Here is a 25,696-nt window from a genome sequence, read left to right as displayed (position 1 = left end):
CGCTTTGGCTCAATGCAGTCGTCAGCAACGCTGACGTTTTTCAGGAGTGTGGCTGATGAGTCGCGATAAACAACCCGATGAACAAGTGGCCCTCGACGTCGTGGAAGCAGTGCTCGGTGGCGCGGCATTGAAAGACGTGCAAGGCATCAGTGACGAGCACATGAACAGTCTCTATGCCTTCGCGTTCCAGTTCTACGAACAGGGGCGGCTGGACGATGCACAAAAGTTCTTCCACTTCCTGTGCATCTACGACTTGAGCAACAGCCATTACTGGATGGGGTTGGCCGCTGTGCACCAACTCAAGGACGACCACCAGAAAGCGATCGACCTGTACGCGATCGCCTTCGCCCAGGGCAAGAACGACTACCGGCCGATGCTGTACACCGGCCAGTGCCACCTGGCGCTGGGCAAGATCGGCAAGGCCCGGTTGTGTTTCGAGTATGTGCTTGAACAAGCCATGGAAGACGATTTGCGTGAACAGGCTCAGGTGTATCTCGACACTTTGAGTCAAATTGAAAAGGAATGTTCGGAGACTGAGCATGAGTGAAATCAGAAGTACTTTTACCTCGGCCGTTTCGAGCCCGATAGCTCGAACCGAGGCCTTTGAAAAATATGGCAAGGCGGCCAGTCAGGCCACCGCGAGGCCGGATTATCAGGAGGCCGGCCGAAAGGCGTTGGCCGACCTGAGGTCGGTGAGCTACGAAGGTCAGCCTGGCCCAAACGTCGCCAGTGCGGGCAGACCCGTGCTGTATGCACCACCACCGCGCGCCGATGGCAACAAACAGGAAACCAACGGTGATCTGTTCACGCTGTTGATGGCGATGATCAGTGAGCTGCTCGGTGAGGTCGATGCCAACAAACTGAAAAATCGCCTGGCGATGCTGCAAAGCATGGCCGGTGCCAGGCAGCAGGGGCATGAAAAACTGGCCGCTGAATACGCCGCCGCCGTCGAGGCGCTAGAGGCTGCCGAGGGCCAGGTCGGAAGCAGTCAGGAGCACCTCGATCAATTACAGGAACGGGTTCTGCGTGCCCAAGGTTTGCTGGATGCAAGCGAAGCACGGTTGGCGGGGCTGGATCCTGAATCACCGGAGTACGCCGAGGAACTGGCGCTGCGCGACAAGCTTAAAGGTGAGCTGGCAGGTCATACCCAGACGCTGCAAAAAGCGGCCGATGCCCACTTGAAGTTGATCGAGGTCGCCAATGCCTGCGCCAGAACGCTGGCTGCGGTAACCGTGAAGGTTCAGGACGCCGGACTCGCTGGGCCGTCGGTGAAGGAGTCCAGCGAAAAGGCGCTGAGCAGCAGCGCCTTGGCGCTGCTCAATCGCTTGAAGATTATCGAGTTGCTCGGCGAGTCGGCACAGGCCAAGGAGGAGCTCAATCAGGAGTTGTTTCTGGAGCTGCAAGCCAGGCTTCAGGAACACATGAAGCTTGAGTCGGAAAAGTATCTGGAAGAGGTGCGCAAGGCCGAAGCGCTGCAGAAGACCATGGGCTGCATTGGCAAGATTGTCGGTGCGATATTGACTGTTGCGACCATCGCTGCGGGCGTGTTGACCGCCAACCCGGTGCTGATCGCAGTGGGCGTTATTGGCGCGGCGGTGATGATTTCCGACTCGGCGATTGAGCAAGCGACCGGCGTGTCATTCATGGCCGAAGCCATGAAGCCGCTGACAACTGTGATGCAGGAAGCGATCAAGCTGTTCACCGAGCTTTATACAAAATTGCTGGTGACGTTCGGTGTCGACCCGGAAACCGCTAAAGACATCGCGCAAATTCTCGGCATGATCCAGGGCATCGCCGCAACGCTGGCCGCTGTTGCATTGGTGGCGGTGGTCGGGGCGCAGGTGATCGGGCCGATGGTCGGCGCCATCGCTTCGAAACTGTTCTCCATGATCGCCAACGCCACGCCTGCGGCCATGCAGGCATTCAAGCAGCTGGGTTCATCGGTCAGTCAATCGTTGACGCAGATGCTGACCCAACTGCGCAGCTTTATCACCAACGGTGCCGATGCCGTGTCCCTGGCCCGATACGCCGCCAATCTGCAGACGGCTCAGGCCGTTACCGAGTTCAGCAATGTGGCCGTACAAGGCGGGTTGCAGATCAAAAGCGGCCATCACCAGGCCCAGGCCGCTGTGCATCTGGCTGATGTGCGGGTACGGATGGCGGTCAGCGAAGAGATCACTTCCTACCTCTCTCGATTGGTCGAGGACTACGGCCAGACAATGCAGGGCCGCACCCGACAGATCGAGCAGCTGCTTGCCGACCTGCAACGCAGTCATTCCGTCAGCCAGTACATGGCCAGGCACGTTTGAACTCACGGATAAGAAGGTAATTTTTCATGGCTACCATTCACACCATGTCCCGGCCCGTTCCAGCGACATTGACTCCCGATCCAGTGAACGGCGCAGGGTTGAGCGAGTTGATTACCCAGGAGCAATTCTCGAAAGAACTCAAAGGTAAACGGCTCTCGGATACGGCGTTAATCAACCAGGTCACCGCACAGCAAGTGCTTCAGAAGGCGAGCTTCATAGCGCCTACGGCGGCGGAGCTCGAAGCTGCAATCAACACCCGCCAGCCCACAGAGTCGGACTGGCAAGACTTTACCGTTGCCCTGACGAAACTCAGAGAAGACGAACGTAATGAGTTGATGTTTGATCCGGGTGCCTGGGAAAAACACGCAAACGTATTGATCGTGGCGATTATTGCGTTGAATGTTGCGCGGGTCGTCAACGCGCAGTTGCGCGGGCATTTTGGTGTCATGGCCGCGGATGCAGCCAAGGCTCAGGGTGCGGCCATTATCGAATCCGGCAATGCGGCCTTTCACAGCGCCGTTACTGCTGCGGTGGTGTCCGGTGTAATCGCCGGTTTTGCCATGTTTAAGACCCTTCAAGGTCATGGCCTTAAACATGCGGATATCAACCTGCACAAACGCAACGCGCTGGACGCCAACAACCTTGAGCGTGACCTCAAGCAACATCGCTCCCGCGATGACTGGGACCCGCAAACCACTTACAAGATAAAGACCTTCGATGATTTCGGCCGAACGATTTCCGTCGACTTCAAACCCAAGGGTTCAACGCTGACACCTCAGGAGCAGGCATGGTTCGACCGGGAAATCCTCAAGGCGCAGAAGATCGCTCAGTCCTCCGACTGGCTGAGCCACATGGGCATCAAGGGCATTGAGAAAAAACTCGAAATCGGTCGTACGCTCAGTGCAATGGCAATGAGCCTGAGTCAGGTCGTGTCCAGCATGGTTCGCATGAGCGAGCACGCTGCGCGGGAAGAGGAAGTCTTGCAGCAAAGTGCACAAAACACTCAGAAAAGCTTGAGTGACGAGATCGGCCAGAAAGACTCGGCCGACGGCGCGCTGTTGCAGAAACTCATGGATATGGTGATGCAGATTTTGCAATCGCGTATTGATGTCATCAAAAGCGTTTGAGTGAGAAAACCCATATGAGAATTCCAGATTTCACCCCTCCAACGAATAGGCCAGCAGCAGACTTAAACCTCAATGCTGAAGCACCGCCGCCGCCTGAAATGCCCATCGAGCTTCATGCTGCATTTTCCCTTGCGCAGTTGCTCGAACGCTCGCTAAAAACACTGAATCGCAATCACGACAATATGCTCAAGTGCTCTGCGGGAATTGCCAAGGAGGGGGAGGGCGGGTCAGCCGAATTCACGTCATCCGAATTTGTTGAGCAGACCGAGGCAAAACGCATTCGATGGCAAATGTGGGCGCAGCAGCTTAAACAGTGTGGGCGTGTGTTTGCCCATTGCCTCGAAACACTGCCGATGGAACAGCGCGAGCAACTTTACGCTGAGCAAGTCCGTATTCTGGTTGACCTGAATAGAAATCAGAAGCCGGTCGAAATCGCCGGTTCATTCAATTCTGAAATAAATTCATCCAACGATTTTTTCGACAAACTGCTCGAACTCATCGACTTGATTAAAAACGGTTACCTGGCCGGGTATGAGCACATCTTTACGGCCTATTCAGACTTCTTTTCCGACTTCAATAAGGAAATTACCGCGAAGTTGAAAGACTGGATCGTGGGGGCCAACGACGGCAAGGAAGTGGATCTCAATGCACCCGCATTGCGAGCGGCTCTGGATGCCCTGATCCAGAAATACTCACACCCCAATCCTGGCTCAGTGCTATTCCCCGAGCCCGGCAGGGAAGGCGCGAGCAGGGAGGAGGCGGAGAAGTGGCGGGAAGCCTTGGGCCTTCCTGCTAGTTGCCTGAAACAGAACGCTGACGGCACTTATTGTGTAGTCATCGACCTCACACCGCTCTTGACGATGAAGGACAGTGTGCCAGGGACGGGAACGATCGTGAGATGGGATACCGCCAGATTCCAGGCCTGGCAAACCGGCTTCAATGCCCAGGAAGAACGCATCAAGAACACATTGCAGTCGTTGACGCAGAAGTATTCGAATGCCAACTCCTATCACGATAACTTTAACAAGACGTTGTCTTCGCATCTGAATCAGTTTTCAGACATGTTGAAGGCGATGTTGAGTTTTTGATGCAGATTCGATGATTGTGAGTGGGTAATTCAATCTTGATTTTTGGCAGGCGTGACACGGGTTCGTTTTAACCTAAGTCGCGCCTGTTTTTTTGTGTCGGAGGAATGAATGTCTGATTTTTTGACGGATGAGTCAGGGCTTGAGCGCCAAGTGAAAAAGGTTTTATCAGATTATTTTTCGGTCAGTTGGACGACCATCGAGATTCATTCACGATTGGTCGAAGACTTGTATGTGGATTCAGTGGGCGTGGTTGAAATCGTCATGGCTTTGAATGAGGCGTTCGGTATTGATCTGCCAGAGGAGGGCGTAGAACAGTGGAAGACGGTGGGTGATATTTGTGAGTTGGTCAACGCTACAGCCAGGTCTTTGGATCGCATTCATTAAATTCCTTAACGCCTAGTTATTGAGTGGTGTTTTTCCTACAAATTAAGTCGTGTATTCACCGGGCGATACGTACGCCTGTCTTACGGAATCCCCCCACTCAACTTCCTATAGTCACGCAGCTTGTTATCTCGAGCCTGTCCCTTCTCAGGCTCGATTGCGTTTCAGTACCTTTCTATAGAGAAGTCTCAAAGTATGGACAGTGCCACTGATCAATCGCCGGTCCCGTCGTACGTTTTTGACCACTGGCAACTGCAAAGCGATGGAACGCTGATGCGAGATGGACAAGGCGTCCACGTCCCCCCAAAAGAGTTGAGTGTTTTACGTCTGCTGCTCGGTTCGGCGGGCACGGTGATCAGCAAGGACCACTTGCTGGACCGTGTATGGCCCGAAACCGATGCCGCTGAAGAGTCGTTGACCCGTTGTATTTACGCGTTACGCAAGTTGCTCAAGGAGAACAAGGATTTCATTGCGACCGTGTACGGCCAGGGTTATCGCTTTACCTGCGCGGTTGTCGCACTGGACACGCCTGGCCACGCAAAGGTTGCGGCACCGACGCTGGCCGTTCTGCCATTTCGCCATCTCGACGAGGGGCCCGCTCTGGATTTGCAGGATGCGATGATTCGTCAGTTGACCACGGCGTTCGGCGAGGCATTGCACGTCATTCCCTCGGGATTGATGGCGGCTTACGGCCAACCGGTCGAGGTGCGGGCGCTGGCTGGGCAATTGCCTGTCGACTACTGTTTGAGCGGGCGCGGTTCCGGCACGAGCGAACGAGCGCTGTGGTCGGTCGAGCTGATCCGTGGCCGTGATCATGTGTTGCTGCATGGGCAGACATTGGACGCCGGTGATCCGGCGGAGGCGCTGGGTGCGTTGACGTGTCTGTTGGCGCAGCGCATTCCCGGCTTGCGTCCTGTCGGTGATGCCTGTGCTTCCTACCCGGCCGCCGTGGCCTATCTGCGTGGTTTGTGCAGCGTGCAGCAACACACTCCACAAAGTCTGCGCGATGCCCTTGTGCAGTTTCGGTACTGTTTGCAGTTGGCCGCCAATTACGCAGCGGCCTGGTGCGGGTTGGCGGATGCCTGGCTGGGGAAGGCCATGCTTGGTTTGTGCGAGCAGGGGCATGCCATTGATGAGGCGAGGTCCGCGATTTCCAGAGCCATGGCGCTGGAACCCGCCAGCGCGCAAGCGCTTGTGCGTCTTGCCCTGCTGACCAGCCTTCGTGGGTGCGAGGACGCTGCGAACGTGCTTTTTCGACGTTGTCTACTGGGCGCCGAACAGGCCGATGTTCATTTTTTCTACGCCTGGCATCACTGGTTTTGGCGACGGACCGAGCAGGCGGCGCAAAGTCTGGAAAAGTGCCTGCGGCATGACCCCGAGTGTGTGCGGGCGAAGATATTCAAGGACCGTATTGCACTGGCAGGCAACGGCGCAGAGGTCGTGCTGATGGGGCGACCAACCTTGCAGGGCGTTGAGCCGTCGCCTGTGCTTGATCGCTGGCGATCTCTGGCATGAGTCGGCGCACATTCAAACCGATCCTTATGTTGGTGTGTCTTGGTTCCGGGTCCGCCCATGCGTTTTGCTGGCATTCGGCTGGCGAGAAGCATGCCATTGAGCCGGAACTGCTCCAGGCGATCGCCGAGGTGGAGTCGGGCCAGTCGGCGCGAGCGATGAATTACAACAAGGACGGCAGCCACGACATCGGCTTGATGCAAATCAACAGCCATCATCTACCTCGACTTGGCGAACAGGGTATTACCGAACAGCGCTTGCTGGATGAGCCTTGCCTGTCGGTCGAAGTCGGTGCATCGGTGCTCGCCGATTTTGTCGCCCGTTACGGCTACAACTGGACCGCGGTGGGCGCGTACAACGCCGGCAATTCTCCCCATCGGCAAGCCGCGCGTCTTCGCTACGCGCGCAAGGTCTGGCAGCGCTATCAGGTGTTTATCCAGACGCGATAGTGGCGGGCCAAGGGAAGGCTGCCCGCGGATTCTGATCCTCCGTAGAGCGCAATCGGCAGAATTCGATCAGGAATCCCGCGATCAGCCTTTCTAACATGCCTGCTCAATTTCACAGCTCTGGAGCTTGACCGGTGACAGACTCCGCCCGACAGCCCTGCGTATTACGGATACTCAACGGTCCGCTGCAGGGATGCGAATTTCCCCTCGGCGACACCACCACATTGTTCGTGGTCGGGGCTGTGGATCTGTTGGGGCAGGGGGCGCTGACTGCCAGTGTTCCTGCCGACGCAGTCTTCGTTCCCCTGGAGGAGGGAGGCTGCAATTTCGAGGTGCTGGCCGATCAGGCGACGCCCGATGGCTTGCCGGTTCGGTTGCTCGACGACTGCGCAGAGATCCGCCATTGCGCCTTCCAGTGCAGGGTGCAGATCGGCGGCCTGCACATCGCCTTGCGCCCTGACGACCAGACCTGGGCACCAGAAGTGCTCGGACAGCCAGTCTGCGTTTCATCCGAAACGTTCCAGCCTGCGTGGTGGCGTAACCCATTGACTCGATGGATCGCCGGTGGGCTGGCGCTCGTCGCGTTGGTCGCCACAACCAGTCTCTTATCGGTGCCAAAACCGGCACCTGAAACCGATATCCGTGCGTTGATTGCCGGAGCCAGTGCCGAAGCCCGGGTGTTGAGCGGCCGTGACAATTCAATCTATGTCTTCGTGGCCTCCGAGCGTGATGCCGGTTGGAGTCGGCAGGTGCTGGTGCGCCACAACGTACTGAGCGGCAAAGTGTTGGTGACGGACCAGGAGCGCCGTCGACTGGAGCAGTTGCTGATCGAGCATGACCCGCAACTGGCCTGGCACGCTCTTGATCTCAAGGAACCCTCGATACCGCGCCTGCTGCTCAGCGCCCAACGCAATCTGCTGACACCTCAGAGGCAAGCGAAGCTGATCGATGCACTGCTCGCGGCCGCACCCTATGCCCGAGACATCACCCTGCAAGTGCAGGATGACAACCTGCTGGCCGACCTGGCGCAGGAAGGGCTGCAACGTCTTTCACTGGGGTTCAACCGCTCGGAGCAAGAGGGCAGTGTCTCGTTCGCCGTGACGGGCAACCTGCAGGACTCCGAACTGGCCGCCGCTCGCCGTTATGTCGACAGTTTTTACCGGCAGTGGGGTGATCGTTACGTGAATTTCACAGTCGAGCTCAAGGACGATGCGCTGAGTGACAAGTCGTTTCAAACCGGCCCGCAGGGCTACATCAAGATGACGTCGTCATCCTGGCATTTTCCAACACAACACTAATAGGTGATTCATGTCTGGTATTGGTATTCCGATCGACTTTTCCGACGACTTTCTCGGGCGTCAAGCCGCAGCGTTCGAACTCGGTGCAGAAAATCTCAAGATAGCCCTGGACAAGGCCCTGGACGAACTCAAGGACGATGCTTCCGACCCCACGAAGCTGGCGGCCTACCAGGCAGCCTTTTCGTCCTACACGGTTTTCCGTAATGCCCAGACCAACACGATCAAGGGCTTCAAGGACATCGACATGGCGATCATCCAGGCGGCGCGTTGATTCCTTCTTTTCGGTCGGCCATCGATGTAGATCGATGGCCTTTTTGAGTGCTTTGCATGTCCATTCAGAACATTTCCCAGCCCTTTATTGCGCGTACGTCGTTCAGTGAGTTGCGTGGTCCGCAGGAAGGACCGATCGTGTCCCTCGAGTCGCGCTTGATCGAAGCGTTTGCCGGGTCTGCGGTCAACAGCGAACAGGAAGTCTCGGCGATCAATCAGCTGATGCAGCACCCGGATATCACCAGTCCTGAAGTGCTGACTCAGTTGCAGGAGCAGGTGGGGCAGTACAATGTCGACATCAACTTGCTCAACGTGCTGGTTCGCAAAGCGGTAGGCACGGCCGAAACCCTGTTGCGTGCGTCATGAAGGTTAGGGCTTTACTGGTTGTCATGTGCGTGGCGTTGATTGGCTGTCGGCAGCCGAGTCTGCTTGAAGGGCTGGATCAGCAGCAGGCCAATGAAGTGCTTTCCGTTCTGCAACGCAACAACATCGCCGCGGTGAAAGTCGACGCCGGTAAAACCGGCTACGCGGTGAAAATCGATCAGGTGGATTTTTCCGCCGCCGTCGATTTGCTCAACCTCTATTCGTTGCCTTCCCGGCCACGTTTGCAAGTGGCGGAGATGTTTCCTGCCGAATCGCTGGTGGCCTCGCCCCGTGCCGAAAAAGCCCGGTTGTATTCGGCACTGGAGCAGCGGATCGAACAGTCGCTGGGTGTGCTCGAAGGCGTGGTTTCAGCGCGGGTCCATGTCAGTTACGACCTCGATGCCGGCGAAGGCGGGCGCAAGTCACCGCCGATTCATCTCTCGGCGGTAGCCGTCCATGAACGCGATATCGAACCGCAATTGCTGATCACCGACATCAAGCGTTTTCTCAAGAACAGTTTTGCCGCGGTGGAGTACGAGAACATCTCCGTGGTGCTGTCGAAACGTTCGCCGACACAGCACGTCGCACCGTCCGTGATCGCGACGCAAGGGCACACGCAGTGGGTGTGGTTGTTAGCCGCGGTGAGCGGATTGCTATTGGCCATTGGTGCAGCCTGGGCCTATCGCCAATCGAGCACAGGACAGCGTGATGGCGCACGCTGAATGTTTGCAGCGAATTCTCGCCGAACCTCTGAGTTATCTACACCCGCAGCGCCTGTCTTTGCCGTCGCAATTCGATGGGGCCGAGGCCCGCAGCCTGCTCGACCGGATGCTGCTCGAAGGGCTTGATTTGCAAGGTCCGTGGCCTGCGACACCGCTGTCAGCCATGGGGACTCTTTGGATTGATCATTGGCGAGAGCTGCCCTACATCGCAAGGCTGATTGGCGCTTATTGCTTGATGCCGGATCTGGCGCAAGGCGCCGCGCTGCTGCGCTTGCCGTTATCGCTGCGCCGGTTTGCCGGTTACAGGCTGGGCACTCGAAGAGGCGCGTCGATCAAGGGGGCCTCCGATCCCCTGGAGCAAGTCGAAGCCGCCGGCCTCAATACGTTATGGAGCTGGCGCGAGCAGGTGCCGCCGATGTTGCTGGAACGCCTGATCCTGCAATTTTCCGAACCGGTTGTCAGCTTGTCCAGGCAATGGCCGATCACTGAACCCGATCCAGTTCTTTTCTTCTTGGCGGTGCAGCATGCTCGACGCTATCCGAACCCTGACTGAACTCCCCGATTCCCATGCTGTGCATCTGCCTCGCGAGGATATTATCGCCGCACGGCAACGTCGCACGTTGCAACGCCAGGCTCAGCGGTGGGCCCGTGACTGTGTCGACCAGGCCCGGTGTGATGCCGAAGCGGTGCATGCCCAGGCGTTTCAGCAAGGCTATGCCGAAGGCGTCTTGCGCGCGGTCGAGCATCTGGCGAACGGTTTGCTGGAGTCGCAGGCGCTGGGGCAAACATTACGCAAAGACCTTGCGCAGGCCGCTCGCGCAATACTTGAAGACGCGTTGAGTCGTCCCGAGTGGCTGGACGAAATGCTCGAGCGCTGGCTGGCGACGCAAACGGGCGATTCGGGCGCTGTGCTGCAAGTGCTGCTGCCGATGCATTGCCGTTCCCGGGGTGATGAGTTGCGTAAGCGACTGTGCAGGCTGTGGTCCGGCGAAGTGGTCTTCGACTATCACCCACAGGAGCGGTATGTGGTGCGCCTCGCGGATCAACTGCTCGAATTTGATGTGGAAACCAACCAAAGGCGTCTGGAGCCAAGGTTGTTGGCGAGCGTCGAGAAACTCCCGGACTGGGCTGGTGCTTTGGACCAGGCCGCAGTCCAGGCGCTGACAACGCTGTGTTCGACCTTTGGCGCGCGCGTGGCCGATGGAGTCAGCCATGAAGATTGATCACCTGATGAATCATGGCGCGCCCGTGCAGGAGAGCGGGGTGCAGACGCTTGAATCACGTGTTCTTGCTGCCGGGCAGAACGTATCTGAAAGCAGGCGCCCGGACCCGGAGTTCGAGCACCTGTATCAATTGCTGTTAACCATGGAGGGACAAGGAGACAAGACGATCTACGATTTTCTCCGTTCGTTGCGCAGCGCCGACGGCACATCTGCTGCCTATCCAACGGCTCAGAAACTGATGGCCGTCACCCTCCAGGTACTGGTTCGCCTGAAAGAAGAGAAGCTGGAAGGCTCGCTGCTCTTCAAGGAAATGCGTGGTGCCAACAGCCTGGCGTTCAGCATGGATGTTTTCGTCAAGGCGTTCATGAAAGAAGTGTTTGAGCCGATGGGGGATGAGGCGCGGGAAAAGAGTGATTGGTGAGCCAATACGCTGCGCTGTCAAACCAGTCAGACATTGGCGGCAGGCTTCGTTCCCTGGTGGGCGTATACGAACCCGGGACGACTCGCGAACACCACTGCGGCAACCAGCGCGTTGACGATGTGATCGACTTCGGCTTTGGAGATTGGCAGTGTGGAGAAGTAGCGACTGGCTGAAACCACAACGGTGATGATGGTTTCGCTCATTGAGGTGCGGATCGCATTGGTGGTCAGGAATTGGTTGGCCACGTGTTCCGCGGAGGGAATGCGTGGCGGCATGAGCTTGATCCGGAAGCCCTCAGGGTTTTTCTCCGGTTGAAGGGCATGCATGATTTCGCCACCGAGGACCTGGCTGGCGATGTCGGCCCCAGCATTGTAGGTGCCGCGTAAAACATCATGGCCGATGACCGGGGCCAGGGATTCGAGAATCTCGGTGGTCCGGTTTTCCACAGGCAGCTCGACACTGACCGCGGCCTCGGTGTTGCGTGCAAGCCAATCCGAAAGTTGTGTCGCGAACACCTCATCGGCTGTGGGCGGCGCACTGCCCGCCGACATCGCATAGCCGGGGCCGGAGTTCGGCGCCGTATGGTTCATGGCTGTAAAGGCCAGAAACTGCAAGGCGCCATTCAGACCTGCAGTGGCTACCGTTCCTGTCGCATTGGGGTTCGAATTGTCGCTGATCGGCAGGAACAGATTCACCAGATCGGAGGCGAAGCTGTAAAAGGCCGTTTGCGAACCGTACGAAGCCAATGCCGGCAGCGCATGGGGCGCTGCTGCTGCCGTTGCCAGTGCGGCCATCGATAACGTGAGGGTGGCGAGGCGGGCCAGGCGCGTTTGGGTATTTGCGGTGCCGTTGCACTCATCCCTGACCGCGCCAATGATGTTCAGCGCAGGACCAATCATCAGTGAAATCGCACCGATCACATTGCGTGTCAGCGGCGAGGCGGCACTCGATTGCAGGGTTTTTTCCAGGGCGAATCCGATCAACTGGCGAATCGTTGTCAGGGTGCCCACGACAAGGCCGGTACGCAGGCCGGAAATCGTCAGGTTGCTGGCCCAGCGACCGAGATCGCCTTCGAACTCGTTACGGCCAAGTTTGCCCAGCAGTTCGCCGAGGGAGTCGGTGATGGTTTGGGCGCGTCGGATTGTTGCTGCAGGTGATTGATCTGTTCGTTCCAAAAAGTCCAATTCGTCGAACTTGTGAGCAATGTATCGCTCGATTGAGCCGTCGAGAGCATTGCTCTTTGCTCCCTCTACTTCACCAGCGAGGAGCTGATCAATGGTTTGCGCAAGGTTGGCCGAATGAACAGCGTGACCGGTGGACTCAGTTGCGATGATCTTATTCAGGTTCCGCTCCATGCTCTCTAGCACAGGCTCTATTTCAACCACTACGGAGCTATTGTCCGGTCCGTCCGGATAGGGAGCCTGCATCACCAAGGCAGTTCCGATCTGTTCGGACGACACGTAGCTGTCCATCTCGATTATCGTGTGGTCTTTGCGTGGAGTCCGCGCCGAGAGGTTGGTGTCGGGCTGAGTCGGGAGTCTTGATGTCGGAAAACCTGCGGGCGATAGAGGCATTTTTTTCATCCAGTGAAAGGGAAAGAGACTGCGTCATTGCAGTCGCATCGATCATTGGACGCTCTGCGCTGGTGGAACTATCAAAAAACGCTCACGGGCGATGCCTGCACTGATCGCCGCAACTACAGGTCTCTAATTAAGCGGGTTTCTCGCCCGTTTCCTCCCGGGCCGGCTATAATCTCCGCCACTTTTTATTAGCCCAGAGTCAAACCCGCCCATGTACACCCTGGCCCGTCAGCTGTTGTTCAAACTTTCCCCGGAAACTTCCCACGATCTGTCCCTGGACCTGATCGGTGCGGGAGGGCGTCTGGGACTCAACGGCTTGCTGTGCAAGGCGCCGGCGAAAAAACCGGTGAATGTCATGGGCCTGGATTTTCCGAATCCGGTGGGGTTGGCGGCCGGTCTGGACAAGAACGGCGCGGCCATTGATGGGTTCGCCCAATTGGGTTTCGGTTTTGTCGAAATCGGCACCATCACCCCGCGTCCCCAACCGGGTAACCCGAAGCCACGGCTGTTCCGTTTGCCGGAAGCCGAGGCGATCATCAATCGCATGGGCTTCAACAACCTCGGCGTCGATCACCTGCTGACCCGTGTGGCGGCGGCCAAGTACAAGGGCGTGCTCGGTATCAATATTGGCAAGAACTTCGATACGCCGGTCGAGCGCGCGGTTGACGATTACCTGATCTGCCTGGACAAGGTCTATGCCCACGCCAGCTATGTGACGGTCAACGTCAGCTCGCCGAACACGCCGGGCCTGCGCAGCCTGCAGTTCGGTGACTCGCTCAAACAACTGCTGGCCGACCTGGCCACACGCCGCGCGGAACTGGCGTTGCGTCACGGTAAACACGTACCGCTGGCGATCAAGATCGCCCCGGACATGACCGACGAAGAAACCGCGCAGGTCGCACAGGCATTGATCGAAACCGGTATGGATGCGGTCATCGCCACCAACACCACCCTGAGCCGCGTGGGCGTTGAAGGCATGGAGCATGGTGACGAGGCGGGCGGTCTGTCCGGCGCACCGGTTCGCGACAAGAGCACCCACACGGTGAAGGTGCTGGCGGCGGAGCTGGGTGGTCGCCTGCCGATCATTGCTGCCGGTGGCATTACGGAAGGCAAACATGCGGCCGAGAAAATCACCGCCGGTGCGAGCCTGGTGCAGATTTACTCAGGCTTCATCTACAAAGGCCCGGCGCTGATCCGCGAATCCGTCGACGCCATTGCTGCCCTGCGCTAATCCCTGTGGGGATCGGGCTTTTGTGGCGATCCGACAAGCTCCCTCGCCACAATGGAATTCACAGGCATAAAAAAGGGCCCCTTTAAAGGAGCCCCTGGGCCGCAGCCCGCCGTCCGGATGGGACGTGCGTGGTTAATGCGTTACGTAATCAGATTGTCGTGTCGGAGTGATGTGCCCTGTGTTAGCCGACGGCGTGAAGTTCGTTGAGTCTGTGGATTCCCGCAGTGCCGGTCATACCGTCCCAGTTGTCGCCGCGTCCTTCTCGCCAGCCGTTAATCCAGGCTTGACGTACCGACGGTAGAGTAAATGGGCAAAGCTCACGGGATTTGCCACCAACGCCATATTGATATCCGCGCAAAAATGCTCTTTCCAACGGATCACGCTTAAGTCTTCTCATAGGGTGTTGCCCTCACTTGTTGACTGTATTTATCGCGTCGACCTCAATTGAGGTCTGGCAGAAAAACTCTGCCGTTGGGGGCTCGTTGCCGGCGTGACGAGCCAAGGTGTTGGCGCCATTGCGACGCCAACCTGTATGGAGTTCTAACCAATGCGTCACATCGAGGGAATGATCGTTTTGTCATAAGGACGTAACTGTTCATGTGCTAAGGCCATAAGTAACCGGATGTTCGCTGCGTTTTTTTTAGGCAAACCCCGGTATGATCGGCCCTGCACAGGATGATCAGGTTAATCCTTTGGTGAGAATGCCTCCCGTTGCCGGGAAGGACTATTCGACGAAGGGTCGACTTATGACATTTTATTGCATCAACTTTTTTATCTGTCCTTGCATCTAAGCTCCTTTAACCCGGGCAGCAGGGGTGGAACGGCACACCTTCGTGCCACGCGGGCGCTCTTCGAGAAAAGCGCCTGATTGAAAACCGGTCCGGCAATGCGTTGTCGGGCCACTCAGCCAAAGGCTCCGAATTCTCATGTCCGATCGTTTCGAACTCTTCCTCACTTGTCCAAAAGGCCTTGAAGGCCTGCTCATCGAGGAAGCCGTCGGGCTTGGCCTTGAGGAAGCACGTGAGCACACCTCTGCCGTGCGCGGCATGGCCACCATGGAAACCGCTTATCGCCTGTGCCTGTGGTCGCGTCTGGCCAACCGGGTACTGCTGGTGCTCAAGCGTTTCCCGATGAAAGACGCCGAGGACCTCTATCACGGCGTGCTCGACATCGAGTGGCAAGACCACATGCTCAATGACGGCACCCTGGCCGTTGAATTCAGCGGTCATGGCTCCGGCATCGACAACACCCACTTCGGCGCCTTGAAGGTCAAGGATGCCATCGTCGACAAACTGCGCACCCCGCAAGGCGATCGCCCGTCCATCGACAAACTCAACCCGGACCTGCGCATTCACCTGCGTCTGGACCGTGGCGAAGCGATTCTCTCCCTCGACCTGTCCGGCCACAGCCTGCACCAGCGCGGCTATCGCCTGCAGCAGGGCGCGGCGCCGCTGAAAGAAAACCTCGCGGCCGCCATCCTGATCCGTTCCGGCTGGCCGCGTATCGCGGCTGAAGGCGGCGCGCTGGCTGACCCGATGTGCGGTGTCGGTACGTTCCTGGTGGAAGCGGCGATGATCGCTGCCGACATCGCGCCGAACCTGCGTCGCGAACAGTGGGGTTTCACTGCCTGGCTCGGTCATGTACCGGCGTTGTGGAAAAAGCTCCACGAAGAAGCGTCCGAGCGCGCCGCCGCCGGTCTGGCCAAGCCACCGCTGTGGATTCGCGGATACGAAGCCGACCCGCGCCTGATTCAACCGGGCCGCAACAACGTCGAGCGTGCCGGCCTCAGCGAGTGGATCAAGATCTATCAAGGCGAAGTCGCGACCTTCGAGCCGCGTCCCGACCAGAACCAGAAAGGCCTGGTGATCTGCAACCCTCCCTACGGCGAGCGTCTGGGTGATGAGGCGAGCCTGCTCTACCTTTATCAGAACCTCGGCGAGCGCCTGCGCCAGGCCTGCCTGAACTGGGAAGCGGCGGTATTCACCGGCGCGCCGGACCTGGGCAAGCGCATGGGCATTCGCAGCCACAAACAGTATTCATTCTGGAACGGCGCGTTGCCGTGCAAGCTGCTGCTGATCAAGGTGCTGCCGGATCAGTTCGTCACCGGCGAGCGTCGCACCCCGGAACAACGTCAGGCCGAGCGAGAGCAAGCGGCCTACGATGAAGCGCCGAGCGAACCGCAAGAGCGCAAGTACAACAAAAACGGCAACCCGATCAAACCAACGCCAGCCCCGGCACCCGTGATCGAGCAGCCGCGCCTGAGCGAAGGCGGGCAGATGTTTGCCAACCGCCTGCAAAAGAAACTCAAGGCAATGGGCAAGTGGGTCAAGCGCGAAGGCATCGATTGCTACCGCGTCTACGATGCCGACATGCCGGAATATTCCATGGCCATCGACCTGTATCACGATTGGGTCCACGTCCAGGAATACGCCGCGCCGAAATCCATCGATCCGGAAAAAGCCTCGGCGCGGATGTTCGATGCCCTGGCCGCCATTCCGCAAGCGTTGAACATCGACAAGAGTCGTGTGGTGGTCAAGCGCCGCGAGCGTCAGAGCGGCACCAGGCAGTACGAGCGTCAGGCGGCACAGGGCAAGTTCGTCGAGGTCAACGAAGGTGGCGTGAAGCTGCTGGTCAACCTCACGGATTACCTGGATACCGGTCTGTTCCTCGACCACCGTCCAATGCGCATGCGCATTCAGAAAGAGGCGGCCGGCAAGCGCTTCCTCAATCTGTTCTGCTACACCGCCACGGCCAGCGTGCACGCGGCCAAGGGCGGCGCGCGCAGCACCACCAGCGTCGACCTGTCGAAAACCTACCTCGACTGGGCGCGTCGCAACCTGTCGCTGAACGGTTTTTCCGACAAGAACCGTCTGGAGCAGGGCGATGTGATGGCCTGGCTGGACGCCAGCCGTGACGAGTACGACCTGATCTTCATCGACCCGCCGACGTTCTCCAACTCCAAGCGCATGGAAGGCATTTTCGACGTGCAGCGAGATCAGGTGCAGTTGATCGACCTGGCGATGGCTCGATTGGCCCCGGGCGGGGTGTTGTACTTCTCCAACAACTTCCGCAAGTTCGACCTGGAACCCAACCTCAGCGAGCGCTACGCGGTCGAAGAGATCACGGCCCAGACCATCGATCCGGATTTTGCCCGCAACCCCAAGATCCACCGCGCCTGGAAAATCACCGCCCGCTGACACTTGAACGGGTTGGATCCACAGAGCCTTGATTTTAAAAGGCTCTGTGGGTTCTTTCAGCACTGGTCAAATTAGTGGCTAATAGCTATAACTCAACTCAGGGCCAAAGGGCTTTCCCGCACCTGGCGTTTTGAGTTGCGTTTATGTCGTTGCACGCCATGCGCCCAAAGATTCTGGGTTTTATCAGCGAAGATGTCTCGGCCTGGCTGGTCGCGCTCCTGGTTTTGCTCGTCGGCGGTATTCTTACAGGATTGCTGGCGTGGTCGACCCTCAACCTGTTTCAACATCAATTGCGGCAACGTTTCCAACTGCTGGCCAGTGAGCGTTACAGCCGTATCGAAGAACGTTTTGAAGATCAGGAGCAGCGCCTCGATGGCCTGCGCCGGTTTTTTGCCAACTCCGATTCGGTCTCCCGAGACGAGTTCGATGGCTACACCCAACCTTTATTGCACCGGACCCAGGCGTACTCGTTTGCCGAACGGGTGAGCCGTGACCAACGCGCGGCATTCGAAAGCCGTGTTCGTGGCGAGGGCCTGAGCAGTTTCAGCTTTCGCGAGCTCAACGCCGACGGCCAATTGCAACTGGCTGCCGAGCGGGACGAGTACGTGGTTGTGGTGTACAGCCAGACACAAAGCAAACTCGGCGCGCCGCTCGGTTTCGATTTACTGGCCCAGCCGATGCGGCGTGCCACCCTGGAGCGAGCTGATCAGCATGAGCAGATGGCCGTCTCGCAACCCATGCACCTGGTCAGTATCGAGCCGGCGTATGCGCGGGGCGTGCTGCTGGTCGCGCCGGTCGTGTTGCGTAACCGTCCAGAGCCAGCCAAACCCATCGGTTATGTCATGGCCGTGATCAGCATGCGCCAGTTGCTGGCAGACGGTTTGCCGGAGGCGGGGCGTGACTATCTGACGGTGCGTATCCTTGATTTGTCCATCGATGATCAGCATGAAGTGCTGTATGAGTCGCCAAACACTCCGGCCGTCAGCGAGTTGTCGGCGACCCGGTTGTTGCGTCTGGCCGACCATGATTACCAGGTCGACATCCAGCCCAGCGAGGCGTTTCTCAAGGCTAACCACTCATCGGTGACCAGCCTGGTGGTGCTCGGTGGTTTGCTCAGCATGCTGCTCAGTGCGTTGCTCTACGTGTTGGTCAGCCAGCGGCAGCGGGCACTGAAAATGGTTGAGCAACGGACTGAAGAGCTGCGCGCCCGCGAGCAGGAACTGCGTGGCACCCATGGCCAGTTGCGCGGCGTGCTGAACGCCGCGACCCAGGTGGCGATCATTGCCACGGATTTGCGCGGGGTGATCAGCACCTTCAATGCCGGTGCCGAGCAGATGCTCGGCTACACCGCCGCCGAGGTGGTGGGGCACATGACCCTGGAAAACCTGCACCTGCCCCGGGAGCTGGCGGCACGCTCGGCAGAACTGAGCGCACGCTTCGGCAAACCGGTGCCCACCTGTCATGCGATGTTGGTTGAGGGCAGCGAGGGCAGCGAGGGCGGCAAGCACGAGGCGCGGGAATGGACGCTGGTGCGCAGCGACGGCAGCCATTTGATCGTCAACATGCTGGCAACCCCGATGCTGGATGAACAAGGTCTGTGGGTCGGGCATCTGGCGGTGTGCATCGATATCACCGAACGCAAACGGGTACACGAGGCACTGGCCGCACGAGACTTGTTGTTGAAGAAGCTCAGCGCCCATGTCCCCGGCGGTATCTATCAGTTCAAGATGGAATTCGACGGTCGCTTCAGCGTGATCTACGCCAGTGACGGTATTCGCGAAATCTACGAACTCGAGCCGGACGTATTGCTGCTCAATGCCGAAGCGATCTTCACGCGGATTCATCCCCAGGACACCACCCGTGTGCGCGCCTCCATTCGCGACTCGGCTGACACCATCAGCCCCTGGCGCGAAGAGTATCGCGTGCAACTGCCGCAGCGCGGTCTGCGTTGGGTGCGCGGCGAGGCGACGCCGGAAGAACTGCCCGGTGGCGGCGTACTCTGGCATGGTTACATCTCTGACATTTCCGACATGAAGCGGGTGGAAGAAGAACTACGCGCGCTGTCGGTCACCGATTCCCTGACCGGCATTCACAACCGGCGCTATTTCCAGGAGCGCCTGACCACGGAAATGGCCCGGGTCGAGCGCGGTGGCGGCGAGCTGTCGGTGATCATGCTCGACATCGACCATTTCAAACGCATCAATGACCAGCATGGCCATGCCGTCGGTGATCGGGTGTTGCAGATCGTCTGCGAGCGCATTGGCCACCGGTTGCGCCGTACGGATGTGTTTTGCCGATTGGGTGGCGAAGAGTTCATGGTGCTGTGCCCCGACATCAGCGGTGAACACGCGTACGTGTTGGCGCTGGAACTGTGGCAAGGCTTGCGCAGTTCGCCGATCGACGAGGTCGGGATCGTCACTGCGAGTTTCGGGATTGCCAGCTGGCGAATCGGTGAGGGCGCGGATGCGCTGCTGCTGCGGGCGGATTCCGGAGTGTATGCGGCGAAACAGGCGGGCAGGGACCGGGTCCAGGGCGAGACGAACTGACCCGGCCCACACACAAACCCTGTCGGAGCCGGCTTGCTGGCGATCGCGGCACACCATTGAATTGATGGTCCTGACATCCCGCTATCGCCAGCAAGCCGGCTCCTGCATTGGTTTTGTGGGGCTTACAAAACCGAAGCGGTCTGTGGCAGTTTTGGCTGGCGGTACAGGTCCAGCAGCACTTGGTCGAGCACCGACGATGCACCGAACGGCGCCTTGTCGTTGAGGATCGCCACGACCGCCCAGGTGTTGCCATTGACGTCGCGGCTGAAACCGGCGATGGCGCGCACGGTGTTCAGGGTGCCGGTCTTGACGTGGGCTTCGCCGCGCATCGCGGTGGTCTTCAGGCGTTTGCGCATGGTGCCGTCGGTGCCGGCAATCGGCATCGAGCTGATGTACTCGGCGGCGTAAGGGCTGCGCCACGCGGCCTGCAGCATCGACGCCATTTCCCGGGCGCTGACGCGTTCGGAGCGGGACAGGCCGGAGCCGTTCTCCATCACCAGGTGCGGCGCGGTAATGCCTTTCTTCGCCAGCCACTGGCGGACGACGCGTTGTGCCGCCTTGGCGTCGTCACCGTCGGCATCGGTACGGAATTTCTGCCCCAGGCTCAGGAACAGCTGCTGGGCCATGGTGTTGTTGCTGTACTTGTTGATGTCGCGGATGATTTCCGCCAGATCCGGCGAGAATGACCGCGCCAGCACCTTGGCGCCTTTCGGCGTTGGCGCCAGGACATCCTTGCCCTGGATACTGCCGCCCAGTTCTTTCCAGATCGCACGCACGGCACCGGCCGTGTACGTCGCGTGATCGAGCAGCGACAGGTAGGTCTGCGAACTGCAGCCTTCGCCCAACTGGCCGCCAACGGTCACGGTCACGCTGCCATCGGCTTGGGGCACCGGGTTATAGCGTACGCCGCCGGTGCATTGTTTGGAGTTAATGGCCTTGACCTGATTGTCGATGCGGATGCTGGCAATCGGCGGTTCCACTGAGACCAGCACCTTGCCCGAATCGTTGCGCGCGACAAAGCGCAGGGCCTTGAGGTTGACCAGCAGCGCATCGGGTTTGACCAGGAACGGTTTGTTTTCGTCGTTGCCGTCGTCATTGAACTCGGGCAGTTGCGGCTGCACGAAGAAGTTCTTGTCCAGTACCAGATCGCCGGTGACCTGGGTCACGCCATTGGCGCGCAGGTCGCGCATCAGCAGCCAGAGTTTTTCCATGTTCAGCTTCGGATCACCGCCACCCTTGAGGTACAGGTTGCCGTTGAGAATGCCGCCGCTGAGCGTGCCGTCGGTGTAGAACTCGGTTTTCCACTGGTGGTTCGGGCCAAGCATTTCCAGGGCCGCGTAGGTGGTCACCAGCTTCATGGTCGACGCCGGGTTGACCGATACGTCGGCGTTGAAAATGGTCGGGGTGCCAGGGCCGTTGAGCGGGAGCATCACCAGCGACAGGGCGTTGTCCTGCAGCTTGCTGGCCTTGAGGGCTTTTTCAACGTTGGGTGACAAAGAGGTGTTGATCGGGGCAGCGGAAACGGAAAGGGCCAGGGGAAGCAGCAGGCCGGCCAGCAATAGTGGACGCAACGATTTGATCATGTGAAATAGAACCCTACAGCCGAGGGGAAAAATAACGAGGGCATGAAGATAAATTCCCTCAGTGGTCATGAAAGTGTCGGCATTATGCCCCAAGGTGTCACGGCTTGTGCCGTGCCTTGGCCCTCTAATCGGCTATTTTTTTACCGGCGGTAGCCTTAGCGCCCCAGAGAGTCGGGCAATCGGCGGCTTAAACTGCTAAAGTGCCGCCCGTTATTACTTAAGAGGATTGTTCCAATGGCGACTAACCGTTCCCAGCGTCTGCGCAAAAAACTGTGCGTCGATGAATTTCAAGAGCTGGGTTTCGAACTGAACCTGGATTTCAAAGAAGATTTGGCTGATGAAGCCATTGATGCTTTCCTCGACGCGTTCCTTAAAGAAGCCATGGAAGCCAACGGTCTGGGTTATGTTGGCGGCGACGACTTCGGTCTGGTTTGCCTGCAGAAGCGTGGCTCGGTTTCCGAAGAGCAGCGTGCAGCTGTTGAAGCCTGGCTCAAAGGCCGCAGCGAACTGACCGAAGCGACTGTCAGCCCGCTGATCGACGTCTGGTACCCGGAAAAGCCGATCAATCCGGTAGCTTGATGTCATGAAAAACGGCGACCTGCGGGTCGCCGTTTTTTTTGGAAGCGATGAACCCGAAAGCGTCGCGGGGTGTCATGTTTCCAGCGTCATCGTTGACGACCATCGCGAGCAAACTCGCTCCTACAGGGCCTTGCGCCAATTCAGAATCATCAGCGTCACAACCCCCGCCACAATCCCCCAAAAAGCCGAACCAATGGAAAACAGCGTCAACCCCGACGCCGTGACCATGAAGGTGATCAGCGCCGCCTCACGTTCCTTCACTTCGCTCATGGCAATGCTCAGGCCGTTGATGATCGAGCCAAACAACGCCAGCGCGGCGATCGAAAGCACCAGTTCCTTGGGCAATGCCGCAAACAATGCCGCCAGCGTCGCACCGAATACCCCGGCAATCCCGTAGAAAATCCCGCACCAGACGGCGGCCGTGTAGCGTTTGTTGCGATCTTCGTGGGCATGCGGCCCGGTGCAGATGGCGGCACTGATCGCTGCGAGGTTGATGCCATGGGAGCCGAATGGCGCCAGCAGCAACGAAGCGATGCCTGTCGTGGTGATCAGCGGTGAGGCTGGCACGTTATAGCCATCGGCGCGCAATACGGCGATGCCGGGCATGTTTTGCGAGGTCATCGCCACCACGAACAGCGGAATGCCGATGCTGATCGTCGCGGCGAAGGAGAAGTGCGGCGTGGTCCAGACCGGCGTGGCCAGTTCCAGATGGAAACCACTGAAATCCAGCAACCCCATGAAGCCGGACAACGCCGTACCGATCAACAGCGCCCCCAGCACCGCATAGCGAGGCGACAGGCGTTTGACCAGCAAATAAGTGACGAACATGCCCAGGACCAGCGCCGTGCGATGCTGGGCGGCGACGAAGATTTCGCTGCCGATCTTGAACAGAATGCCCGCCAGCAATGCGGCCGCCAACGAAGCCGGGATCTTTTTCACCAGGCGCTCGAAACTGCCGGTCAGGCCGCAAATCGTCACTAGCACGGCACAGGTAATGTAGGCACCGATGGCTTCGCCGTAGGACACACCGCCGAGGCTGGTGATCAACAACGCGGCGCCCGGGGTCGACCAGGCAATGGTGATCGGCGTGCGATAACGCAAGGACAGACCAATGGAGCACACCGCCATGCCGATGGAAATCGCCCAGATCCACGACGAAATCTGCCCGCTGCTCAGGCCGGCCGCTTGTCCTGCCTGGAACATCAGCACCAGCGAACTGGTGTAACCGGTCATCATCGCGATGAACCCGGCGACGATCGCCGACGGTGACGTGTCGGCCAGGGGGCGTAATTGCGTGTGCGTGGCGTCGTTCATGACGGCGGTGTTCCTTATACAGATGAAGACATCCCCTACAGGAGATCGTGCTTGGGAGCAGATTCTGCGATCAAGCCTAAACTCAAACGTAATGGAACGTTGCAATACAGCGGAAGTGACAAACAGCCGTACAGTCGTGTTGCCACTAAGCATTGTGTACAATCGCCATGTTTTTTACGCGATACTTGCCAGCGACCCACTGTGCCGTATTACAGTCACGGTCAATTCGCCGCAGTTCTCCCGACTCGAGTGCCCATGAACGAACAGTTGCAGCCCCTAAAGAAACAACCGCGAGCAGGCAAAGCCGGCCGTAGCGGTACCCAGGACGATATTGTCTACGCGCATATCTTCGAGGCCATCCTCGAACAGCGTCTGGCGCCCGGCACCAAGTTGAGCGAAGAAGCGCTGGGGGAAATTTTCGGGGTCAGCCGCACCATCATTCGCCGCGCCTTGTCGCGCCTGGCCCATGAAGGCGTGGTGCTGCTGCGTCCGAATCGTGGCGCCGTGGTCGCCAGCCCGAGCGTCGAAGAAGCCCGTCAGGTGTTCATGGCCCGCCGTCTGGTGGAGCGCGCGATCACCGAACTGGCCGTCCAGCACGCCACCGCCGAGCAGATCGCCGAGTTGCGCCAGATGGTCAACGACGAACGCGACAGTTTTTCCCGTGGTGATCGCGGTGCCGGTATCCGTCTGTCGGGCGAATTCCACCTGAAACTGGCCGAGGCGGCGAAAAATGCGCCGTTGATCAGCTTCCAGCGCAGCCTGGTGTCCCAGACATCGCTGATCATTGCCCAGTATGAAAGCGGCAACCGTTCCCACTGCTCCTACGACGAGCACACCCAGTTGATCGACGCCATCGAAAAGCGCGACGGCGAACTGGCGGTGAACCTGATGATGCATCACATGGATCACATCGACAGCAAACTCAACCTCGATGAGGAAAGTGCTTCGGATGATCTGCATGCGGTGTTCTCGCATTTGTTGCAGACCAAGAAACCAGGGCGGTCGCCGGCGAAAATCTGACGGACCGCGTCGCCTCTATCGCTGGCAAGCCAGCTCCCACAATGATCTTCGGTGGTTAAAAAAACCTGCAACTCACCTCGGTACCTGTGGGAGCTGGCTTGCCAGCGATGACGGACTGACAGGCAATAAAAATCCCCCGGGCTGAAAAGCGGCGGGGGATTTTTTATGCCCGAAGAAAACTCAGCGCTGATGCACCAGATTCCCCGCCGCATAGGTCTGCTGAACCGTCCGGTCATCCCCCAGCGTCATCAGCACAAACAATGTCTCGGCAATGTTATTGGCCTGCTTCAGGCGATAGCCCAGCAACGGTGTGGCGTTGTAGTCCAGCACCAGGAAGTCGGCGTCGGTGCCCGGTTGCAGGTTGCCGATCTTGTCCTCCAGACGCAACGCACGGGCGCCGCCCAGGGTCGCCAGGTACAGCGACTTGAACGGGCTCAGGCGCGCACCTTGCAGCTGCATGACCTTGTAGGCTTCGTTGAGCGTTTGCAGCAGCGAGAAGCTGGTGCCGCCGCCGACGTCGGTGCCGAGGCCGACATTGAGTTTGTGCTTCTCGGCCATTGGCAGGTTGAACAGGCCGCTGCCAAGGAAGAAGTTCGAGGTCGGGCAGAAGGCGATGGCCGATCCGGTTTCCGCCAGGCGCGCGCACTCGTCGTCGCACAGGTGCACGCCGTGGGCGAACACCGAGCGTTCACCGAGCAACTGATAGTGATCGTAGACGTCCAGGTAACCCTTGCGCTCGGGGAACAGCTCCTTGACCCACTCGACTTCTTTCAGGTTTTCGCTGATGTGGGTCTGCATGTACAGACCCGGGTATTCGCTGAGCAACTGGCCGGCGAGGGTCAATTGTTCCGGGGTGCTGGTCGGGGCGAAACGTGGCGTCACCGCGTAGTGCAGGCGACCCTTGCCATGCCAGCGCTCAATCAGCGCCTTGCTTTCGACGTAGCTGGATTCAGCGGTGTCGGTCAGGTAGTCCGGGGCGTTGCGGTCCATCATCACCTTGCCGGCGATCATCCGCAGGTCGAGCTGCTCGGCGGCTTCGAAGAACGAATTCACCGATTGCGGATGCACGCTGCCGAACACCAGTGCGGTGGTGGTGCCGTTGCGCAGCAGTTCCTTGATGAAAATGTCCGCGACTTCATCGGCATGGGCCTTGTCGGCGAACTGGCTTTCGCACGGGAAGGTGTAAGTGTTGAGCCAGTCCAGCAGTTGCTCGCCGTAGGCGCCGACCATGCCGGTTTGCGGCAGGTGAATGTGGGTGTCGATAAAGCCGGGGGTGATCAGTGCGTCTTGATAGTGGGTGATTTCAATGTCTGCCGGCAGCGTTGGCAGCAAATCGCTGGCGTGGCCCAGTGCGCTGATTTTGCCGTTATCCACCACCAGCAGGCCGTCCTCGAAATACTCGTAAGAGGCTTCGATGCCGACTTCGGCAGGGTCGGCGATGCTGTGCAGAATGGCGGCGCGGTAGGCTTTGCGAGTCAGAGGCATG

The 25,696-nt window shown here is 58.7% G+C and carries 24 protein-coding genes; 19 read left to right on the top strand and 5 right to left on the bottom strand.

Going from position 1 to position 25,696, the window contains the following annotated elements; translation table 11 throughout:
* The first annotated feature begins 55 nt into the window (after positions 1-55).
* The 14 genes from sicA (at position 56) to KHO07_RS19135 (ending at position 11,160) form a co-directional block, all read left to right on the top strand.
* A complete protein-coding gene (gene sicA / locus KHO07_RS19200) occupies positions 56-547 on the top strand; it encodes a type III secretion system translocator chaperone SicA (protein ID WP_212625223.1) in 492 nt (163 codons plus the stop codon).
* The gene (gene sctE, locus KHO07_RS19195; protein WP_212625222.1) at positions 540-2,309 is read left to right on the top strand and encodes a type III secretion system translocon subunit SctE; all 1,770 of its coding nucleotides are present in this window, start codon (positions 540-542) and stop codon (positions 2,307-2,309) included. Before sicA ends, sctE begins: the two co-directional genes overlap by 8 nt.
* Before the next feature lie 26 nt (positions 2,310-2,335).
* Positions 2,336-3,436, top strand: a complete 1,101-nt coding sequence (locus tag KHO07_RS19190) for a cell invasion protein (protein WP_212625221.1) — start codon at positions 2,336-2,338, stop codon at positions 3,434-3,436.
* Positions 3,437-3,450: 14 nt separating this feature from the next.
* Positions 3,451-4,524 carry an IpaD/SipD/SspD family type III secretion system needle tip protein gene (locus tag KHO07_RS19185; protein WP_212625220.1) on the top strand — a complete coding sequence of 358 codons (1,074 nt, stop codon included), beginning with the start codon at positions 3,451-3,453 and terminating at the stop codon, positions 4,522-4,524.
* Between the two features lie 108 nt (positions 4,525-4,632).
* Entirely contained in the window at positions 4,633-4,908 is a 276-nt protein-coding gene (locus tag KHO07_RS19180) for an acyl carrier protein (protein ID WP_212625219.1), read from the top strand.
* 270 nt (positions 4,909-5,178) lie between these two features.
* On the top strand, positions 5,179-6,420 hold the full coding sequence (locus tag KHO07_RS19175; protein ID WP_244858234.1) for a winged helix-turn-helix domain-containing protein: 1,242 nt from the start codon (positions 5,179-5,181) through the stop codon (positions 6,418-6,420).
* Complete coding sequence (locus tag KHO07_RS19170) at positions 6,417-6,866, top strand: transglycosylase SLT domain-containing protein (RefSeq protein ID WP_150733231.1); 450 nt, start codon at positions 6,417-6,419, stop codon at positions 6,864-6,866. Before KHO07_RS19175 ends, KHO07_RS19170 begins: the two co-directional genes overlap by 4 nt.
* Positions 6,867-6,997: 131 nt before the next feature.
* Positions 6,998-8,161 carry a PrgH/EprH family type III secretion apparatus protein gene (locus KHO07_RS19165; RefSeq protein ID WP_212625217.1) on the top strand — a complete coding sequence of 388 codons (1,164 nt, stop codon included), beginning with the start codon at positions 6,998-7,000 and terminating at the stop codon, positions 8,159-8,161.
* Between the two features lie 10 nt (positions 8,162-8,171).
* Positions 8,172-8,432, top strand: coding sequence for a type III secretion system needle filament subunit SctF (gene sctF, locus KHO07_RS19160; RefSeq protein ID WP_150733233.1), 261 nt, complete (start codon positions 8,172-8,174; stop codon positions 8,430-8,432).
* Between the two features lie 56 nt (positions 8,433-8,488).
* Positions 8,489-8,797 carry a type III secretion system inner rod subunit SctI gene (gene sctI, locus KHO07_RS19155; RefSeq protein WP_212625216.1) on the top strand — a complete coding sequence of 103 codons (309 nt, stop codon included), beginning with the start codon at positions 8,489-8,491 and terminating at the stop codon, positions 8,795-8,797.
* Positions 8,794-9,516, top strand: a complete 723-nt coding sequence (locus KHO07_RS19150) for an EscJ/YscJ/HrcJ family type III secretion inner membrane ring protein (RefSeq protein ID WP_212625215.1) — start codon at positions 8,794-8,796, stop codon at positions 9,514-9,516. Before sctI ends, KHO07_RS19150 begins: the two co-directional genes overlap by 4 nt.
* Entirely contained in the window at positions 9,503-10,069 is a 567-nt protein-coding gene (locus KHO07_RS19145) for a secretion system protein (RefSeq protein WP_212625214.1), read from the top strand. The genes KHO07_RS19150 and KHO07_RS19145 overlap by 14 nt, the downstream gene beginning before the upstream one ends.
* Positions 10,041-10,739, top strand: coding sequence for an oxygen-regulated invasion protein OrgB (locus KHO07_RS19140; RefSeq protein ID WP_212625213.1), 699 nt, complete (start codon positions 10,041-10,043; stop codon positions 10,737-10,739). The genes KHO07_RS19145 and KHO07_RS19140 overlap by 29 nt, the downstream gene beginning before the upstream one ends.
* Positions 10,729-11,160 (top strand): hypothetical protein, encoded by a 432-nt coding sequence (locus KHO07_RS19135; RefSeq protein WP_212625212.1) that lies wholly within the window; start codon positions 10,729-10,731, stop codon positions 11,158-11,160. Before KHO07_RS19140 ends, KHO07_RS19135 begins: the two co-directional genes overlap by 11 nt.
* A gap of 26 nt (positions 11,161-11,186) precedes the next feature.
* Here KHO07_RS19135 and KHO07_RS19130 read toward each other — a convergent pair whose 3' ends face one another.
* Positions 11,187-12,632, bottom strand: a complete 1,446-nt coding sequence (locus KHO07_RS19130) for a hypothetical protein (RefSeq protein ID WP_244858233.1) — start codon at positions 12,630-12,632, stop codon at positions 11,187-11,189.
* Positions 12,633-12,951: 319 nt separating this feature from the next.
* Between KHO07_RS19130 and KHO07_RS19125 the strand changes: the two genes are divergently transcribed.
* The gene (locus KHO07_RS19125) at positions 12,952-13,971 is read left to right on the top strand and encodes a quinone-dependent dihydroorotate dehydrogenase (protein ID WP_150733239.1); all 1,020 of its coding nucleotides are present in this window, start codon (positions 12,952-12,954) and stop codon (positions 13,969-13,971) included.
* 181 nt (positions 13,972-14,152) lie between these two features.
* On the opposite strand, the gene KHO07_RS19120 is transcribed toward KHO07_RS19125, so the two are convergent.
* On the bottom strand, positions 14,153-14,368 hold the full coding sequence (locus KHO07_RS19120) for a ribosome modulation factor (protein ID WP_003223300.1): 216 nt from the start codon (positions 14,366-14,368) through the stop codon (positions 14,153-14,155).
* 529 nt (positions 14,369-14,897) lie between these two features.
* Here KHO07_RS19120 and rlmKL point away from each other — a divergent pair.
* Complete coding sequence (gene rlmKL, locus KHO07_RS19115) at positions 14,898-17,168, top strand: bifunctional 23S rRNA (guanine(2069)-N(7))-methyltransferase RlmK/23S rRNA (guanine(2445)-N(2))-methyltransferase RlmL (RefSeq protein WP_212625211.1); 2,271 nt, start codon at positions 14,898-14,900, stop codon at positions 17,166-17,168.
* A 143-nt stretch (positions 17,169-17,311) separates the two neighbouring features.
* Positions 17,312-19,714, top strand: a complete 2,403-nt coding sequence (locus KHO07_RS19110; RefSeq protein ID WP_212625210.1) for a GGDEF domain-containing protein — start codon at positions 17,312-17,314, stop codon at positions 19,712-19,714.
* 122 nt (positions 19,715-19,836) lie between these two features.
* Here the strand turns inward: KHO07_RS19110 and dacB are convergent, their stop codons facing one another.
* A complete protein-coding gene (dacB, locus tag KHO07_RS19105; RefSeq protein WP_212625209.1) occupies positions 19,837-21,297 on the bottom strand; it encodes a D-alanyl-D-alanine carboxypeptidase/D-alanyl-D-alanine-endopeptidase in 1,461 nt (486 codons plus the stop codon).
* Between the two features lie 234 nt (positions 21,298-21,531).
* Here dacB and KHO07_RS19100 point away from each other — a divergent pair, with 234 nt between their 5' ends.
* Positions 21,532-21,876 (top strand): YggL family protein, encoded by a 345-nt coding sequence (locus KHO07_RS19100; RefSeq protein ID WP_007896965.1) that lies wholly within the window; start codon positions 21,532-21,534, stop codon positions 21,874-21,876.
* A 120-nt stretch (positions 21,877-21,996) separates the two neighbouring features.
* Here the strand turns inward: KHO07_RS19100 and KHO07_RS19095 are convergent, their stop codons facing one another.
* Positions 21,997-23,190: a benzoate/H(+) symporter BenE family transporter gene (locus KHO07_RS19095; protein WP_212625208.1), complete on the bottom strand. Its 1,194-nt coding sequence runs from the start codon at positions 23,188-23,190 to the stop codon at positions 21,997-21,999.
* 255 nt (positions 23,191-23,445) lie between these two features.
* Between KHO07_RS19095 and KHO07_RS19090 the strand changes: the two genes are divergently transcribed.
* Positions 23,446-24,210 (top strand): GntR family transcriptional regulator, encoded by a 765-nt coding sequence (locus tag KHO07_RS19090; RefSeq protein WP_150715740.1) that lies wholly within the window; start codon positions 23,446-23,448, stop codon positions 24,208-24,210.
* 180 nt (positions 24,211-24,390) lie between these two features.
* On the opposite strand, the gene guaD is transcribed toward KHO07_RS19090, so the two are convergent.
* Positions 24,391-25,695, bottom strand: coding sequence for a guanine deaminase (guaD, locus tag KHO07_RS19085; RefSeq protein ID WP_150733244.1), 1,305 nt, complete (start codon positions 25,693-25,695; stop codon positions 24,391-24,393).
* Between the last annotated feature and the right edge of the window lies 1 nt (position 25,696).

The organism is Pseudomonas sp. PP3 (genome assembly GCF_905336995.1).
GTDB lineage: Bacteria > Pseudomonadota > Gammaproteobacteria > Pseudomonadales > Pseudomonadaceae > Aquipseudomonas > Aquipseudomonas reinekei.
This window is presented reverse-complemented; position numbering and strand designations above follow the sequence as displayed.